We start from the raw sequence: 16,527 nt of genomic DNA, 5'->3' as shown, positions 1-16,527 counted from the left end.
ATAGTCTGGTATATGACGCTAATCTGCATTGTCGTCGCGTATTTGATGATGAGTTTCCTGCCCATCTGATCGCCGCAAGCAGTCATCGCGCCGGGGAGACCTGGCAGCTCGTCAACTCCCTCTCAGCCCGGCCACCGCGCCGGGTCTATTTTTATCTACATCTGCTTTACAAATATTCCTAAAGTTCCCCGCCCCCGCGCCGATGATGAAATGCCAAACGCACCTGGTGATGATGACTTAAATGTGGGGTTTCCGATGAGTAGAAACGGCTGGCGTTCTCTTAGTGTTGTTATTTTTCCATGCGCTTTATTGTGGGCGGGAATTATCTGGCTGGCATTAAGAATGATGGGATATTGATGCGTACAAAGAACCGGGCCGCGCAGGCAGGGAATGCCCGGTTCTGATATTTCAACGAGCTTACTGCGCCCAGTCTGGTTTGTTTAAGATATGGTCCTGCCAGTCGACGACGGTGGACTCTTTCACCGCTATATGGCGCACGGAAATACGTTCGCCGTGCATCGCCACTTTTGAGCCGGTCAGCAGCGGATGCCAGTGCGGCAGCGGTTTACCTTCCGCCAGCAGGCGATAGGCGCAGGTGTGCGGCAGCCATTCGAAGGTCGGCAGATTCTCACGCGTGAGTTTGATGCAGTCCGGTTCGTACTCGAAGCGACGCTCGTAGTTGCGGCACTGGCAGGTTTTAATGTTGAGCTGACGGCAGGCGACGTTGGTAAAGTAAATCTCGTCGGTATCTTCATCCATTAGCTTATGCAGGCAGCACTGTCCGCAGCCGTCGCACAGTGATTCCCACTCCGCGTCGGTCATTTCATCCAGTGTTTTTTGTTGCCAGAAAGGTTGTTCGCTCATTGGGATGTCCGTCATTGCAATTCAGGGTGCACCTTATAACCAGTCTGGCACGCCGATGCAAGTTTTGCCGCCCCAAAAGGCGGCAAGCGGACGTTACAGCACGCGGGTAGACAACGTCAAACCATTGAAGCCGACTTCCAGCTCGTCGCCGCTGGCCAGCGGCCCGACACCGTCCGGCGTCCCGGTCAGGATGATATCGCCCGCTTTCAGCGTAAAGAAGCGCGACATATAGGCAATTAGCGGTACGATCTTATGAATCATATCCGCGGTCGTCCCCTGCTGGCGGACTTCACCATTAATCTTCAGGCTTAGCGGCGTATTTTGCGGATCGCCGTTGAACTCGGCGGCAGGAATAAAACCGGAGATCGGACAGGCGTTATCAAACCCCTTAGCTTTCTCCCACGGTTGCCCGGCCTTTTTCATCTTGCCCTGAATATCACGCAGGGTGAGATCGAGCGCCACGCCATAACCGGCAATCGCCTTGCGTACGTGGTCTTCGCTGGCCTGGCGCAGGGTACTGCCTATCAGCACCGCCAGTTCAACCTCATGATGCACCGAGCCCAATCCTTCAGGCAGTACCAACGGCTGGCGGATATCGCATAGCGCCGTTTCAGGTTTAATAAACAGCACCGGTTCTTCCGGCATCGCGCTGCCCATCTCCTTAATATGTTTTGCGTAATTACTGCCAACGCAAACCACTTTGCTCACTGGATAATCCAGTAACTCACCCTGCCAGTTATGATGTTGGTACATTATTTTCCCTCAATGGGTTAATCGGATTTATTCCCCTGTTCCGCGAGGTGTTTCTTAAGTAGATTCTCAGGAGGGGGAGGAAGTTGAAGGTAATAGCCCTGATCGACGAGCGCTTGTTTTACTTTTTCGAGGTCAGCGTTAGCCAGCGTCTTGCGCCCGTCGAGCGGCAGCAGCATGGTCATCTGCGGGGTGCCGAAGCTTGCCATCAGTTCCGGCGGAACGCGCGAGAAATCGTCCTTTTTTTCGACATATAAATAGGTTTGTTCACGTTTAGTACTTCGATAGATCACACAAAACATAGTTTTACTCGGAATTAGACCCGTGGTCACTTGCCTCAATATATGAGTGACTATAACATGCCTTTTAGTCTTCGGAATATCACCGCACTTCGGCGGATGATAAACAGCAAATTGAGTAAGGCCAGGATGTCAAATACGCCAATCGAACTTAAGGGCAGTAGCTTCACTTTATCTGTCGTTCATTTGCACGATGCAAATCCCGAGGTTATTCGTCAGGCGTTAGAAGACAAAATCGCCCAGGCTCCCGCTTTTTTACGTCATGCACCGGTCGTGGTCAACATCAGCAGTATTGAAGAGAGCGTCGACTGGCGCCCGATGCATGAAGCTATCGTCGCCACCGGATTGCGCATCATGGGGGTGAGCGGTTGTAAAATTTCCCGCCTGAAAACGGAAATCGACCGCGCCGGGATCCCGCTACTGACGGAAGGAAAAGAGAAAATCGTTCGTCAGGCGCCGCCGCCGGAACCCGTTGAACCACCACCAGTTGCTACGCCGATCACAAAAACGCGTTTGATTGATCTGCCGGTACGTTCCGGTCAGCGCATTTATGCGCCACACTGTGATCTAATTGTTACAAACCATGTGAGTGCCGGAGCGGAACTTATCGCTGATGGTAACATCCATGTGTATGGCATGATGCGGGGACGTGCGCTGGCTGGCGCAAGCGGCGACAGAGATGCCCAAATATTTTGTACTAACCTCGCGGCGGAACTGGTGTCCATCGCAGGGGAATATTGGCTGAGCGATAACATCCCAGCTGAATTTTATGGCAAAGCGGCGCGCCTGCGTTTAGGCGACGGCGCTTTGACAATTCAACCGTTCAATTAATCCCTTTTTAACAAGGAATTTCTATGGCACGCATTATTGTTGTGACTTCGGGTAAAGGGGGCGTTGGTAAGACCACCTCCAGCGCGGCCATCGCTACTGGTTTGGCCCAGAAGGGAAAGAAAACTGTCGTTATCGACTTCGATATCGGCCTGCGTAACCTCGACCTGATTATGGGATGCGAGCGTCGGGTGGTTTATGACTTCGTCAACGTTATCCAGGGCGATGCCACTCTCAATCAGGCGCTAATCAAAGATAAGCGTACTGAAAATCTCTATATCCTTCCGGCTTCTCAGACCCGTGATAAAGACGCGCTGACCCGCGAAGGCGTAGATAAGGTTCTTGAAGAACTGAAAAAGATGGACTTCGATTTTATTGTCTGCGACTCCCCGGCAGGCATCGAAACCGGCGCGCTGATGGCGCTGTACTTCGCTGACGAAGCCATCATCACCACTAACCCGGAAGTCTCCTCCGTGCGCGACTCCGACCGTATCCTTGGCATTCTGGCCTCCAAATCCCGCCGCGCGGAAAATGGCGACGAGCCGATCAAAGAGCACCTGCTGCTGACGCGCTACAACCCGGGCCGCGTGAACAAAGGCGACATGCTGAGCATGGAAGACGTGCTGGAAATTCTGCGCATCAATCTGGTCGGCGTGATTCCGGAAGATCAGTCCGTGCTGCGCGCATCGAACCAGGGCGAGCCGGTCATTCTGGATACCGTTTCAGATGCGGGTAAAGCCTATGCGGATACTGTGGATCGTCTGCTCGGAGAAGAACGTCCTTTCCGCTTCATCGAAGAAGAGAAGAAAGGTTTCCTCAAACGCCTGTTCGGAGGATAAATTATGGCATTACTCGACTTTTTTCTCTCGCGAAAAAAGAACACGGCTAACATTGCGAAAGAACGCCTGCAAATCATCGTCGCGGAGCGCCGCCGCGGCGACGCGGAGCCGCATTACCTGCCGCAGCTGCGCAAAGATATTCTTGAGGTCATCTGTAAATACGTGCAGATAGACCCAGAGATGGTCAGCGTACAGCTGGAACAGCGCGATGGTGATATTTCGATTCTCGAGCTGAACGTGACCCTGCCAGAAGCTGAAGAGTCGAAACCCTGACCCTGTTGTCTTGTTAACGGCATTTCGCCGTAGCCTTAAAAAAAACCGGCCACGCAACGCGCGGCCGGTTTTTTATGGCCTGAATAGCGCCAGGCGCTAGCGAGGATAGTCGTTGAGCAGCGCTTTAAGACGATCGGCCATCAATTCGCCACGCCAGCCGGAAACCAGTTCTGGCTCACCATTTTTATTTTTAAGCTGCCAGTGCCAGTTCAGCAGTTGGTTTATCTGACGGCGCGACGCCAACAGCTCGGCGCTCACGCCCTTCTCCGCGCTCACTTCCTGCACCAGCGCTTTAATATCTTTAAAGGCTTTACGGTATCCCGGCATATCGATCAGGTTTTGCAGCGGCTCCGGCAGCGCCGATTCCGGCAAGGCCTGCGCTTTTTCAACCAGGCTAATCAGCGTTTTGCCGTGGAAGCGAATTTCGCTGCCGGATAAACCGAGGCTATCGAGCTCGCCGAGGCTGGTCGGCATATAGCGCGCCACGCTCCACAGATGCTCTTCGCGTACGACAAAGTTCACCGCCAGGTTACGCTCGCGCGCTTTGCGCAGACGCCACTCCGCCAGCAACTGCAGGCAGCCCAGCTGGCGCGTTCGCAGTTGCCAGGCATTGCCGATTTCCCGCCACGCATCCGCCGGGTCAAGGATTTCCTGACGGCGCTGCTGCATCAGGTGGCACTCGTTCAACGCTGCCGGCAGCCAGCCCGCATGGTCGGTTTCCGCCATTAATTTGCTGGCTATCGGCAACAGGTACCAGACGTCGGCGGCCGCATATTCGCACTGACGCTCGGTCAGCGGGCGGGCCAGCCAGTCGGTGCGTGATTCGCTTTTGTCCAGCGCGACGCCGGAATACTCTTCCACCATTGAAGCAAAGCCCCACGACATCGGGCGCCCGCAGAAGGCGGCCAGAATCTGGGTGTCGATCAGCGGCTGCGGCATCAGGTTGAACGCGTTGAGGAAGACTTCTAAATCTTCGCTACCCGCATGCAGGTATTTGGTGACATCCTGGTTGAGCAGCAGCTCGCGCATCGGCGCCCAGTCGTTGATGGTCAACGGATCGATCAGAGAGACCTGTTTGCCGTCGAACAGCTGCAGCAAACCAAGCTGCGGATAGTAGGTACGGGTGCGAACAAACTCGGTATCCAGCGCAACTGCGGGTGCCGAAGTTGCCGCTTCACAGATAGCGCGCAGGCCATCGTCGGTGGTGATCATCTGATAGTTCAAATCATACTCTCTTAACTTGCGCCCATAAAAAACGCCGGCTTAGCCGGCGCGAGATTAATCACAAACCTCATGCAATCGTTGGGCTTGCAGATTGCACCAGACAAATAACAAGGAAAATCAATTGATTGATTTTCGGCCGATCGCCACAAAGAAGGAAAAACCACGCTTTTTCCTTCTTTGTCAGTAATCTGGACGCCGGCTAGCCGGCGCCTGACGACTCACTCGTTGCTTAGCCTTTATTGTCTACTTTAGCACGGGCTTCGTCACGCAGTTCTCGACGTAAAATTTTGCCGACGTTGGATTTCGGCAGTTCATCACGAAACTCAACCAGCTTCGGCACCTTGTAGCCGGTCAAATGGCGACGGCAGAAAGTAATCAGCGCTTCTTCGGTTAACGCAGCATCTTTCTTCACCACGAAGATCTTCACCGCTTCACCGCTGCTGCCGGACGGTACGCCGACGGCGGCCACTTCCTGCACGCCGGAATGCTGCATGACCACATCCTCAATTTCATTCGGATAGACGTTAAAACCGGAGACCAGAATCATATCTTTTTTGCGATCGACGATGCGCAGGAAGCCTTCATCATCCATCACCGCAATATCGCCGGTATGCAGCCAGCCATCTTTAATGATTTCATCGGTGGCATCCGGACGCTGCCAGTAGCCCAGCATCACCTGCGGCCCTTTGATGCAGAGCTCACCCGGCTCGCCCGGCGCGACTTCATTATCATCGTCATCGACCAGCTTGGCTTCGGTCGACGGCACCGGCAGGCCGATGCTGCCGCTGTGGTAGTCGATATCATGCGGGTTGACGCTCACCAGCGGCGAGCACTCAGTCAGGCCATAGCCCTCCAGCAGATACTGGCCGGTCAGTTTCACCCAGCGCTCCGCAACCACCTGCTGCACCGGCATGCCGCCGCCGGCGGAAAGATGCAACGAAGAGAAATCAAGCTGCTGGAACTCTTTATTGTTCAATAGCGCGTTAAACAAGGTATTCACCCCGGTCATCGCGGTGAACGGATATTTTGCCAGCTCTTTTACCAGGCCCGGAATATCGCGCGGATTGGTAATCAACAGGTTCTGCCCGCCGAGTTCAATAAACAGCAGGCAGTTCATGGTCAAGGCGAAGATGTGGTACAGCGGCAGCGCGGTCACCACCAACTCTTTACCACGGTGCAGTAGCGGACCGTAGGTCGCATTCACCTGTTCGAGGTTAGCCAGCATATTGCGGTGAGTCAGCATCGCCCCTTTCGCCACGCCGGTGGTACCGCCGGTGTACTGCAGGAAGGCCAGATCGTCCGCGACGATTTCCGGCTTCACGTACTGCATACGGTAGCCATGCTGCAGGGCGCTACGAAATGAGATGGCGTCCGGCAGATGATATTTTGGCACCAGCCGCTTAATGTACTTCACCACGAAGTTGACCAACGTTCCTTTAGCGGTGGAAAGCTGATCGCCCATCCGCGTCAGGATGACGTGTTTTACCTGGGTTTTATCGACTACTTTCTCCAGGGTATGTGCGAAGTTGGAAACGATCACAATCGCCGCCGCGCCGCTGTCATTGAGCTGGTGCTCCAGTTCGCGCGGGGTATACAGCGGGTTAACGTTGACGGCAATCATTCCGGCACGCAGGATCCCAAACAGCGCCACCGGGTATTGCAGCAGGTTAGGCATCATCAGCGCGACGCGATCGCCCTTCTGTAGCCCTAATCCTTGCTGGAGATAAGCGGCGAAAGCACGGCTGCGCTCTTCCAGCTTACGGTAGGTCATCACCTCGCCCATGTTGATAAATGCCGGCTGATCGGCATAACGGGTGGTGGCGTGTTCAAACAATTCAACCAGGGATTGATAGCGGTCAGGATTTATCTCCGCCGGGACATCGGCGGGATAACGGTTTAGCCAAACCTTTTTCACTGCTTCACCTCTGAAATAGTTATTCGTCGTCATCACAGCCCCTGATCAACAAACATTTTGTTAACATTATATTAACTCAGCGTACCAGTTTATTAATTAGGCGTTTTTCAGGTTGCGAAGCGCGTCACTATTTATTTTTCTTATGAGACTAAAAAACACGAAACAGCGGGCTAGCCGCTGTTTCTATTCCATTATAAAAACAACAAAATCATTCCGTTACGACATTTCTGACCTCGGCCGGTCCCGGGTTATACCAACCCCAACCGCCGTATCCGTAGCCCCAGGGGCGTGGGCCGAGCATCCACGGGTCGATGGGCTGCGGCGGCATCACCACCTGCTGCACCACGTTCCAGCGCTTATAGCCGGTGGCGTTCATCAACATGAATTTATAGGGGGTGGCGCCAACTTTTCCGTCGACGACGCCGCTAATCGGCCCAACCACTGTCACCAGCTGGCCGCGGAAATCGACCGGGTCGAGGAAACCGCTCACGTCGGCGAGGATACGGCCGCGTGAAGGTTCCCCCAGTTCCGGCCGCGCGCCACTATCCAGCGGTACGGTGGCAATCTCTAAGCGGGTTTTCCCCTGCTGATTCTGCACGTTGACGACCTTACCGCCAAAACGCGCTTCCTGGCCGATATACAGCTGCGGCGCGTTCATCACCCGCACTAAATCCTGCTGCGGCGTAGGGCTGGTGCCTTTAATAACATCCGGCACCGACACGCAACCGCTTAGCGCAACGGCGACCGCCGCGGCTAACAGCCAACGAACACCCTGTTTTTGACCCGCCATGATGCGACTCCTTCTCTCAGTCTTCTCTCTACTGAGATTCACTCGCGGCCAGGAAGTTTCTTCCACGCCACTTCGTTTCGCAAATAAACTGGTTCCGCATGCTCAACGGCCACGGTTTTTCCCGCCGCAAGCAGTTGGATGGCCAGCGGTAGCATATCTTCTGCCGCCGGCAGTTCAATCTCGCCGCTGCTTAAAATCAGCCCGCTCTCTTTCGCCAGATCCGGCCACGCCTGCCAGCCGGTGCCGACGGTAGCCCATTCGCCGGAAAGCCGCGCCAGGCGTTCGGCAACCGCAGCCGGTTTGAGGACCGCTTCAGTTTCTTCGCCGTGCCAGACGCCATCTTCGTCGCGCTGATACTCGGCCCAGTAGACTTCGCCCATACGCGCGTCAATGGCCGCCAGCACGCGAGTAGCGCCGGTTTTGCGCCACGCGCCCTGCGCCATCGTCGCCAACGTAGAGACGCCAATCATTGGCAGCTCCGCGCCCAGCGCCAGTCCTTGGGCAATGCCGATACCAATACGTACGCCGGTAAAACTGCCCGGCCCGCGGCCAAAGGCCAACGCGTCAAGTTCATTCAGCGTAGTGCCGCTTTCAGTGAGGACCTCCTGCACCAGCGGCAGGATACGTTGGGTGTGTTCGCGAGGACAAATTTCAAAATGGGCGCTCAGGGCGCCATCATTCCACAGCGCCGCGGAGCACGCCTCCGTGGCGGTATCGATAGCCAAAATTCGCATGGGTGGTCACGCTCTCGTTACATATTCCAGGTTTTAGGGCGGTACATTCATCGGCGGGCGGACTCACCGCCGCCGTACCGTCCTAAATCCATTGGGGATAGCTGATTAACAAAATGGCGCGCAGCTTATCACATTTTACTGCGGATTACCTTGCCGGCGGCACGGCGAGGAAGCGCACCGCCCGGCGGATATCGCGGGTCCGCGGCGCGGGTGGCAGGCTGGCCAGGAACACGGCGCCGTAGGGCCGCATCACCAGCCGGTTGTCGCAGATAACCAGAACGCCGCGATCGTCAATATCGCGGATCAGGCGCCCCACACCCTGTTTGAGGGTAATGACGGCATCCGGCAGTTGAACTTCATCAAACGGATCGCCGCCGCGCAGTCGGCAGTCTTCCATTCGCGCTTTGAGCAGCGGATCGTCCGGTGAGGTAAAGGGCAGCTTATCGATAATCACCAGCGACAGCGCGTCGCCGCGCACGTCAACCCCTTCCCAGAAGCTACTGGTCGCCACTAATAGCGCATTGCCGGCGCTAACAAACTGCTGCAGCAGCTGGCCTTTGCTGGTCTCTCCTTGTAGCAGTACCGGCAGCGTCATGGTGGCGCGAAACTGCTCCGCCAGATCGCGCATCATGGCATGCGAGGTGCAGAGCATGAAGCAGCGTCCATCATTGGCCTCAATCAAGGGTTTCAACATGGCCGCCAGATGACGGGCAGCACCGGGCTGGTTCGGCAGAGGTAGGTTACGCGGTACGCAGAGCAGCGCCTGATGCTGATAATCAAATGGGCTGGGCAACAGCAGCGTCTGCGCGTCATCAATGCCGAGACGAGCGGTAAAGTGGTGGAGATCGTCGTTCACCGACAGCGTCGCCGAGGTAAAGATCCAGCTCCCCGATTTTTGCGCCATCACCTCTTTAAACTTCTCGGCCACCGTTAACGGCGTCAAGGCGAGGGTAAAATGACGCGACGTGCATTCATACCAGTAGCTATAGCCAGGCTGATTGATCTCTTTGAGCCGCTTCAGGCGCCCGCGATAGAGCGTCGCGCGCTCAAAGGCGGCGTCGAGCAGCGCCGAGCGGCCAAGGGAGAGTTTAGCGACGTCGTAACACAGTTCAAGCGCGTCATCGAGCAGCAGCAGCGCGCGCTGAATGTGGCTATCCGCCAGCAGTTCGCGCAGGTTGCCGCGATAGCCCGGATCGCCCAACTGCAAACGGAAATCCTGCGCGCTTTGCGCCAGACGATCGGCGCATTTTTGCAGCTGTTGGGTATCTTTTAGTTCGGTACGGTAGGCAATGGTGATGTCTTTGGCCAAATCCAGTAGCTGGCGGCTGGAGAGCGACTGGCCAAAATACTGGCTGGCGATATCCGGCAACTGATGGGCTTCATCGAATATCATTACTTCCGCTTCGGGGATCAGTTCGGCAAAGCCGCTCTCCTTCACCACCATATCGGCAAGGAACAGGTGATGGTTGACCACCACTACATCCGCATCCATCGCCTTCTTACGCGCTTTCACCACAAAACAATCTTTGTATAACGGGCAGTCGCTGCCGAGACAGTTATCATTAGTGCTGGTCACCAGCGGCCAGGCCTGAGAATCTTCGGCGACGCTGGCGCAGGTGCTGATATCGCCATCCTGCGTCTGATTAGACCAGGAGCGCAGAAGAATAACGTCACTTAACGTTTGTACCGGCAGATCGCCGCCCGCCAGCGCCTGCTGCTCAAGGCGTTCAAGGCACAGGTAGTTTGAGCGCCCCTTTAATAGCGCCAGCTTACCGGTGAATTTCAGCGCTTTGGCGACGGTCGGCAGATCGCGGCTATAGAGCTGATCCTGCAGCGCTTTCGAACCCGTGGAGATGATCACCTTTTTCTTCGCGCGCAGCGCGGGCGCCAGATAGGCGTAGGTTTTACCGGTGCCAGTCCCTGCTTCCACCACCAGCGGCCGGGAGGCTTCAATAGCTTCACTCACCGCTATCGCCATCTGGCGCTGCGGTTCGCGCGGCTTAAATCCCGGTATCGCCATGGCCAGCTGGCCGTCTGCTGCAAAATCGTCGATCACGTTGCCCCCTGGTTATTTGGACAGTGATTATGTCAGGGAGGATGGCGTTTCGCCAGCCCGGGTAGTGACGCGGGCGGAACATTGTGGCAGTCTTGCCGCAGCCAAATGGATAGAACAAAGAGGAAAGATAAATGACAATTACGCGTATTGATGCCGAAGCCCGCTGGTCTGATGTGGTGATTCACAACCAGACTATCTACTACACCGGGGTGCCGGAAAACCTCGACGCCGACGCGTTTGAGCAGACCGCCAATACCCTGGCGCAAATTGACGCGGTGCTGGAAAAACAGGGCAGCAATAAGTCACGTATTCTTGATGCCACCATTTTCCTGGCCAACAAAGATGATTTTGCGGCGATGAATAAAGCCTGGGACGCCTGGGTGGTTGCCGGTCACGCGCCGGTGCGCTGCACCGTACAGGCAACCCTGATGAAGCCGCAGTATAAAGTTGAGATCAAAATCATCGCCGCGGCGTAATTACTCGTCTTCGTCGTCATCTTCGAAGCGCGCTACGATCCGGTCGCCGGTATGCGTGGCGCGCAGTTCATCGGCCACCAGGGCGATTGCCTGGCCGCTGCTCATCCCCTGCGCCATCAATTCCTGAATACGTTCGACCGCTTTTTGCTGTTGCTCATGGCTCAGCGAAGGTAAACCTGCAAACATCACTCACTCCTGCTACATTGTGGGGCGTAATTATTTCACGCCGTCCGCCATTTCGCCAGTGGGCGGCACATTAGGATCGAGGTTAATGTTGTCCCCCGCTATTATTACCCTGCCCTGGCGCCCGGATGCCGCCGAACGCTATTTCGCGCCGTTAAGCACCACGCCGTGGGCGATGCTGCTGCACTCCGGCTTCGCCGACCATCCGTATAGCCGTTTCGATATTATCGTCGCCGAACCGCGCGCGACGCTGGTTACCCGCGGCGAGCAAACCTGTGTCTGCGACGGTGAAGGCGAATTTGTCTCGCAGGACGATCCGCTGCAGCTGCTGCAACAGCAGTTGGATCGCTGTCAGTTAACGCCGCAGGCCGATGAAAACCTGCCGTTTCTCGGCGGCGCGCTGGGGTTATTCGGCTACGATCTTGGCCGTCGCTTTGAACGTCTGCCGACGCAAGCGCAGGCTGATATCGCCCTGCCGGAGATGGCGGTCGGCATTTATGACTGGGCGCTGATCGTCGATCATCAACGCCAGCAGGTATCGCTGCTCAGTTACGACGATCCGCAACAGCGCCTGCAGTGGCTGGAGTCGCAAACATGTGAGCCGGGTGAAGCATTCGCCCTGACCTCCTGCTGGCAATCGAATATGAGCCGCCAGCAGTACGGCGAAAAATTCCGCCAGGTGCAGGCGTATCTGCGCAGCGGCGACTGTTATCAGGTCAACCTGGCGCAGCGTTTCCAGGCCCGCTACCGCGGCGACGAATGGCAGGCATTCTGTAAGCTTAATGCCGCTAACCGTGCGCCGTTCAGCGCTTTTATTCGCCTGCCGGAAGGGGCGATTTTAAGCCTGTCTCCGGAACGTTTTATTCAATTGCATCAGGGTGACATCCAGACGCGCCCCATTAAAGGCACGCTGCCGCGACTCGATTCCCCGCAGGAGGACGCACGCCAGGCGGCGACGCTCGCCAACTCGCCGAAAGACCGCGCCGAGAATTTAATGATTGTCGATCTGATGCGCAATGATATCGGCCGCGTCGCCGTGCCGGGCAGCGTTCGCGTACCGGAACTGTTTGTGGTCGAACCGTTCCCGGCGGTGCATCACCTGGTGAGCACCATCACCGCACGATTGCCTGCTACGCTTGATGCCAGCGATCTGCTGCGCGCGGCCTTCCCTGGCGGCTCCATTACCGGTGCCCCGAAAGTTCGCGCCATGGAGATTATCGATGAACTTGAACCGCAGCGACGCAACGCATGGTGCGGCAGCATTGGATATCTCAGCTTGTGCGGCAATATGGATACCAGCATTACTATCCGTACGATCACCGCCTGGCAGGGCCAACTGTACTGCTCAGCGGGCGGCGGTATCGTGGCGGACAGCGAAGAAGCCGCGGAATATCAGGAAACTTTTGATAAAGTTAACCGTATCCTGCATCAACTGGAGAGCTAGAACATGGCGGCTAACGCCCTCGATCTGGACGACTTTCTTTCCCGTTTTCAACTGCTGCGCCCGCAGCCCTCGCCGCAGTCGCTGAACCAGCGCCAGGCGGCGGTACTGGTGCCGATTGTCCGGCGCCCGCAGCCGGGGCTGCTATTGACCCAGCGTTCGCCGCTGCTGCGCAAGCACGCGGGCCAGGTCGCCTTCCCCGGCGGCGCAGTTGATAACACCGACGCTACATTGATTGCCGCCGCGCTGCGCGAGGCGCAGGAAGAAGTGGCGATCCCGCCGGAAGCCGTGGAAGTGATCGGCGTGCTGCCGCCGGTCGACAGCGTCACCGGCTTTCAGGTGACGCCGGTGGTCGGCATAATCCCCCCGGACCTGCACTATCATGCCAGTCAGGACGAGGTGTCTGCGGTGTTTGAAATGCCGCTGGAAGAGGCGCTGCGCCTGGGTCGCTACCACCCGCTGGACATCCATCGGCGCGGTAATTCTCATCGCGTCTGGCTATCGTGGTACCAACATTATTTTGTCTGGGGAATGACCGCCGGCATTATTCGCGAGCTGGCGCTGCAAATCGGCACTCGCCCTTAGCTATAATAAGTAATGCGAAGCCGCTCGCACTATTAGTAAAACCAAGGTTATCCATTAGTTTAATTCATGTGAATAGTTAAGCTGACAACCCGGTTCCCTCTTACACTATGCGCAGTTATTACATCGTTACCGCAACCGCGGTAACCCTGTCAGGAGTGTTATCGTGATTAGTATATTCGACATGTTCAAGGTGGGGATTGGTCCCTCATCTTCCCATACTGTAGGGCCGATGAAGGCCGGTAAACAGTTCGTCGATGACCTGGTCGAAAAGGGATTGCTTAATGAAGTGACGCGCGTCGCCGTTGACGTTTATGGGTCGCTTTCATTAACCGGCAAAGGCCACCACACGGACATCGCCATTATCATGGGGCTGGCGGGCAATCTGCCTGCAACGGTCGATATTGACGCGATCCCGGCATTTATCCGCGACGTTGAAACTCGCGGCCGTCTGCTGCTGGCAAACGGGCAACACGAAGTCGACTTCCCGGCGGATGACGGCATGCGTTTTCGTAGCGACAACCTGCCGCTGCACGAAAACGGCATGACTATCCATGCCTGGGCCGGCGAGAAAGAAATCTACAGCAAAACTTACTATTCAATCGGCGGCGGTTTTATCGTCGACGAAGAGCATTTCGGCAAAGAAGACGCGAGCGAACTGCAGGTTCCGTATCCGTTTAAGTCGGCGCAGGAAATGCTGGGCTATTGCAAAGAAACCGGTCTGTCGCTCTCCGGCATGGTGATGCAAAACGAACTGGCGCTGCACAGCAAGCAAGAGATCGAAGCCTATTTCGAAAACGTCTGGCAAACCATGCGCGCCTGTATCGATCGCGGCATGAACACCGAAGGCGTGCTGCCGGGGCCGCTGCGCGTGCCGCGTCGTGCTTCGGCGCTGCGTCGCCTGCTGGTCGCCAGCGATAAACTGTCTAACGATCCGATGAACGTTGTCGACTGGGTGAACATGTTCGCGCTGGCGGTCAACGAAGAGAACGCCGCCGGCGGCCGCGTCGTTACCGCGCCGACCAACGGCGCCTGTGGTATCGTTCCGGCGGTGCTCGCCTATTACGATCACTTTATCGAGTCCGTCAGCCCGGATATCTATATTCGCTACTTTATGGCGTCCGGCGCGATTGGCGCGCTGTATAAGATGAACGCGTCCATTTCAGGCGCTGAAGTCGGCTGTCAGGGCGAAGTCGGCGTCGCCTGTTCAATGGCGGCGGCGGGCCTGGCTGAACTGCTCGGCGCCAGCCCGGAGCAGGTTTGCGTGGCGGCGGAGATCGGCATGGAACATAACCTCGGCCTGACCTGCGACCCGGTCGCCGGACAGGTTCAGGTGCCGTGCATCGAGCGTAACGCTATCGCCTCCGTGAAGGCGATTAACGCCGCGCGTATGGCGATGCGCCGCACCAGCGAACCGCGCGTCTCTCTCGATAAAGTTATCGAGACCATGTACGAAACGGGTAAAGACATGAACGCCAAATATCGCGAAACCTCTCGCGGCGGCCTGGCGATCAAAGTGCAGTGTGACTAAAACTCATCTGTGAAATGCGCCCTTTCCGGGCGCATTTTTCTTTTTCTCCCACCAACTTATCTTACCCACTACACTTGCTTTAAGCCGGCTGTTACTCTTATTCCTCTATTTAGCCGACAGGGCGCCGCGCATGCAAAATGCACAGAAGGTCATTTCGACATATCGCCGCAAGCGCATTCTGGTGTGCCTGGCCGTTGCATTTCTGACGCTTGCCGTCACCCTGACAATCCGATTTATTTCACAGCGTAGCCAAAATCAGCAGCGTATCCAGACGGTGACCCGCAATATGGTGATCGCGATGGACAATATCCTGCAACCGCTGGCGGCAAAACACGCTACCCTGCTAAGTATGGTCGGCAAACCCTGTCAGGATGTACATCTTGAACTGCGTAAAACCGCAGCCACGCTACAGACCGTGCGCTCAATCATCCTTGTTCAGTCCGGGATGGCCTACTGCTCCAGCATTTTTGGCCCGCGCCATGTGGCCATTCATCAGCTACAGCCCACACTGCCGACGGTAAAGCCGCTGCTGGCCTTTTCAACCGACAACTCACTGCTCAAAGGCACGCCGGTACTGATCCAGTGGTATCCCTCCTCCGTGAGCGGCGCCGACGGCGCGTTGTTAATTATTAATATCGAGCTGCTTGGCGAATTGATTCTCAAAGAAAAATCATCGCTCATAAGCGACATCAGCCTCACGGTAGGCAACAAGAACTTTCTCAGCGATGTCGGCGTCGTCGAAAGTCATCAGTTGCCGGGTCTGCCGATAATTTACCGGCAAAGTTCCAGCCAGTTCCCCTTTACCATCAACATCAGCGGCCCGGGAGCCTCCGCGGTGGCCTTAGAAGAGCTGCCCGCTGAATTACCGCTGGCGCTGATGTTCAGCCTGTTGATGACCGGTATCGCCTGGCTGACGACCGCAGGACGAATGACTTTCTCGCGCGAAATAACCCTGGGTATCGCCGCCCACGAGTTCGAGGTATGGTGCCAGCCGCTGCAGGATTTACGCACCCAGCAGTGCTGCGGCGTGGAAATTTTGCTGCGCTGGAACAATCCGCGCCGCGGCAATATCTCACCGGATGTTTTTATTCCTATTGCTGAAGGCTACAACCTGATAGTCCCCCTGACCCGCTACGTCATCGCCGAAACCGCCCGCCGGCTACATTATTTCCCGCAGGATGCCAATTTTCATATTGGTATTAACGTGGCGGCGCGTCATTTCAGTAATGGCGAACTGCTGCGCGATCTGCACACCTATTGGTTCAGCGCTAATCCGGTACAGCAGTTGGTGGTCGAGCTGACTGAACGCGATGTCCTGCGTGAGGGCGATCACCACATGGCGGAGCACCTGCATTTTAAAGGCGTCCAGTTGGCCATTGATGACTTCGGCACCGGCAACAGTTCTTTGTCCTGGCTGGAAAAACTTCGCCCGGATGTACTCAAGATTGATAAGTCTTATACCGGCGCCATTGGCATTGATGGCGTCAACGCGACGGTGACCGATATGATTATCGCCCTGGCGCACCGGCTCAAAATCGTCACCATTGCCGAAGGGGTCGAAACTCAGGAACAGAAGATTTACATGCGCAGCCACGGCGTGGATTTACTACAGGGATATTATTATGCCCGCCCGTTACCGGTAGAGGATTTTCCGCGCTGGCTGGCGGAGGAGAAACACCGTCTGGCGGCGACTGGGGGTAAAAAACAACCCGCCGGGCAAGTTTAGCCCGGCGGGTTCGACA

Annotated in this window: 17 protein-coding genes; 8 read left to right on the top strand and 9 right to left on the bottom strand. The window is 56.3% G+C overall.

What is annotated here, in order from left to right:
• Nucleotides 1-417: 417 nt before the first annotated feature.
• From PGR23_RS03050 to PGR23_RS03040, 3 genes are all read right to left on the bottom strand, one after another.
• Nucleotides 418-864, bottom strand: a complete 447-nt coding sequence (locus PGR23_RS03050) for a YcgN family cysteine cluster protein (RefSeq protein WP_045390420.1) — start codon at nucleotides 862-864, stop codon at nucleotides 418-420.
• Between the two features lie 93 nt (nucleotides 865-957).
• Complete coding sequence (locus PGR23_RS03045) at nucleotides 958-1,617, bottom strand: fumarylacetoacetate hydrolase family protein (protein WP_045390418.1); 660 nt, start codon at nucleotides 1,615-1,617, stop codon at nucleotides 958-960.
• A 17-nt stretch (nucleotides 1,618-1,634) separates the two neighbouring features.
• The gene (locus tag PGR23_RS03040; protein WP_026612271.1) at nucleotides 1,635-1,916 is read right to left on the bottom strand and encodes a YcgL domain-containing protein; all 282 of its coding nucleotides are present in this window, start codon (nucleotides 1,914-1,916) and stop codon (nucleotides 1,635-1,637) included.
• 126 nt (nucleotides 1,917-2,042) lie between these two features.
• Here PGR23_RS03040 and minC point away from each other — a divergent pair, with 126 nt between their 5' ends.
• Genes minC through minE form a run of 3 tightly spaced genes read left to right on the top strand, consistent with a single transcriptional unit; the run spans nucleotide 2,043 to nucleotide 3,853 of the window.
• Nucleotides 2,043-2,744: a septum site-determining protein MinC gene (gene minC, locus PGR23_RS03035; protein WP_047045268.1), complete on the top strand. Its 702-nt coding sequence runs from the start codon at nucleotides 2,043-2,045 to the stop codon at nucleotides 2,742-2,744.
• Between the two features lie 23 nt (nucleotides 2,745-2,767).
• Nucleotides 2,768-3,580, top strand: coding sequence for a septum site-determining protein MinD (gene minD / locus PGR23_RS03030; RefSeq protein ID WP_015366054.1), 813 nt, complete (start codon nucleotides 2,768-2,770; stop codon nucleotides 3,578-3,580).
• A 3-nt stretch (nucleotides 3,581-3,583) separates the two neighbouring features.
• Nucleotides 3,584-3,853: a cell division topological specificity factor MinE gene (minE, locus tag PGR23_RS03025; protein ID WP_015366053.1), complete on the top strand. Its 270-nt coding sequence runs from the start codon at nucleotides 3,584-3,586 to the stop codon at nucleotides 3,851-3,853.
• Between the two features lie 96 nt (nucleotides 3,854-3,949).
• On the opposite strand, the gene rnd is transcribed toward minE, so the two are convergent.
• From rnd to PGR23_RS03000, 5 genes are all read right to left on the bottom strand, one after another.
• Complete coding sequence (rnd, locus tag PGR23_RS03020; RefSeq protein ID WP_161801895.1) at nucleotides 3,950-5,065, bottom strand: ribonuclease D; 1,116 nt, start codon at nucleotides 5,063-5,065, stop codon at nucleotides 3,950-3,952.
• A gap of 241 nt (nucleotides 5,066-5,306) precedes the next feature.
• The gene (fadD, locus tag PGR23_RS03015; protein WP_015705923.1) at nucleotides 5,307-6,992 is read right to left on the bottom strand and encodes a long-chain-fatty-acid--CoA ligase FadD; all 1,686 of its coding nucleotides are present in this window, start codon (nucleotides 6,990-6,992) and stop codon (nucleotides 5,307-5,309) included.
• 208 nt (nucleotides 6,993-7,200) lie between these two features.
• Complete coding sequence (locus PGR23_RS03010; RefSeq protein WP_045390409.1) at nucleotides 7,201-7,782, bottom strand: Slp family lipoprotein; 582 nt, start codon at nucleotides 7,780-7,782, stop codon at nucleotides 7,201-7,203.
• A gap of 38 nt (nucleotides 7,783-7,820) precedes the next feature.
• Nucleotides 7,821-8,516 (bottom strand): tRNA (adenosine(37)-N6)-threonylcarbamoyltransferase complex dimerization subunit type 1 TsaB, encoded by a 696-nt coding sequence (gene tsaB, locus PGR23_RS03005; RefSeq protein WP_045390407.1) that lies wholly within the window; start codon nucleotides 8,514-8,516, stop codon nucleotides 7,821-7,823.
• 145 nt (nucleotides 8,517-8,661) lie between these two features.
• Nucleotides 8,662-10,572, bottom strand: coding sequence for an ATP-dependent DNA helicase (locus PGR23_RS03000; RefSeq protein WP_045390404.1), 1,911 nt, complete (start codon nucleotides 10,570-10,572; stop codon nucleotides 8,662-8,664).
• Between the two features lie 131 nt (nucleotides 10,573-10,703).
• Here PGR23_RS03000 and PGR23_RS02995 point away from each other — a divergent pair, with 131 nt between their 5' ends.
• Nucleotides 10,704-11,048: a RidA family protein gene (locus PGR23_RS02995; protein ID WP_015366047.1), complete on the top strand. Its 345-nt coding sequence runs from the start codon at nucleotides 10,704-10,706 to the stop codon at nucleotides 11,046-11,048.
• Here the strand turns inward: PGR23_RS02995 and PGR23_RS02990 are convergent, their stop codons facing one another.
• Nucleotides 11,049-11,234 (bottom strand): YoaH family protein, encoded by a 186-nt coding sequence (locus PGR23_RS02990; protein ID WP_015366046.1) that lies wholly within the window; start codon nucleotides 11,232-11,234, stop codon nucleotides 11,049-11,051.
• 85 nt (nucleotides 11,235-11,319) lie between these two features.
• Here PGR23_RS02990 and pabB point away from each other — a divergent pair, with 85 nt between their 5' ends.
• The 4 genes from pabB to PGR23_RS02970 all read left to right on the top strand — a co-directional run bounded on the left by pabB (nucleotide 11,320) and on the right by PGR23_RS02970 (nucleotide 16,511).
• Nucleotides 11,320-12,675: an aminodeoxychorismate synthase component 1 gene (gene pabB, locus PGR23_RS02985; RefSeq protein ID WP_213797653.1), complete on the top strand. Its 1,356-nt coding sequence runs from the start codon at nucleotides 11,320-11,322 to the stop codon at nucleotides 12,673-12,675.
• Between the two features lie 3 nt (nucleotides 12,676-12,678).
• Complete coding sequence (locus PGR23_RS02980; protein WP_015705928.1) at nucleotides 12,679-13,257, top strand: CoA pyrophosphatase; 579 nt, start codon at nucleotides 12,679-12,681, stop codon at nucleotides 13,255-13,257.
• A gap of 163 nt (nucleotides 13,258-13,420) precedes the next feature.
• On the top strand, nucleotides 13,421-14,785 hold the full coding sequence (gene sdaA, locus PGR23_RS02975; RefSeq protein ID WP_015705929.1) for an L-serine ammonia-lyase: 1,365 nt from the start codon (nucleotides 13,421-13,423) through the stop codon (nucleotides 14,783-14,785).
• Between the two features lie 130 nt (nucleotides 14,786-14,915).
• The gene (locus tag PGR23_RS02970) at nucleotides 14,916-16,511 is read left to right on the top strand and encodes an EAL domain-containing protein (RefSeq protein WP_396279565.1); all 1,596 of its coding nucleotides are present in this window, start codon (nucleotides 14,916-14,918) and stop codon (nucleotides 16,509-16,511) included.
• Nucleotides 16,512-16,527: the final 16 nt, after the last annotated feature.

The organism is Klebsiella sp. 141162 (genome assembly GCF_050600755.1).
GTDB lineage: Bacteria > Pseudomonadota > Gammaproteobacteria > Enterobacterales > Enterobacteriaceae > Klebsiella > Klebsiella aerogenes.
Note: the sequence above shows the minus strand (reverse complement) of the source record. Positions and strands in the feature narration are given on the sequence as shown.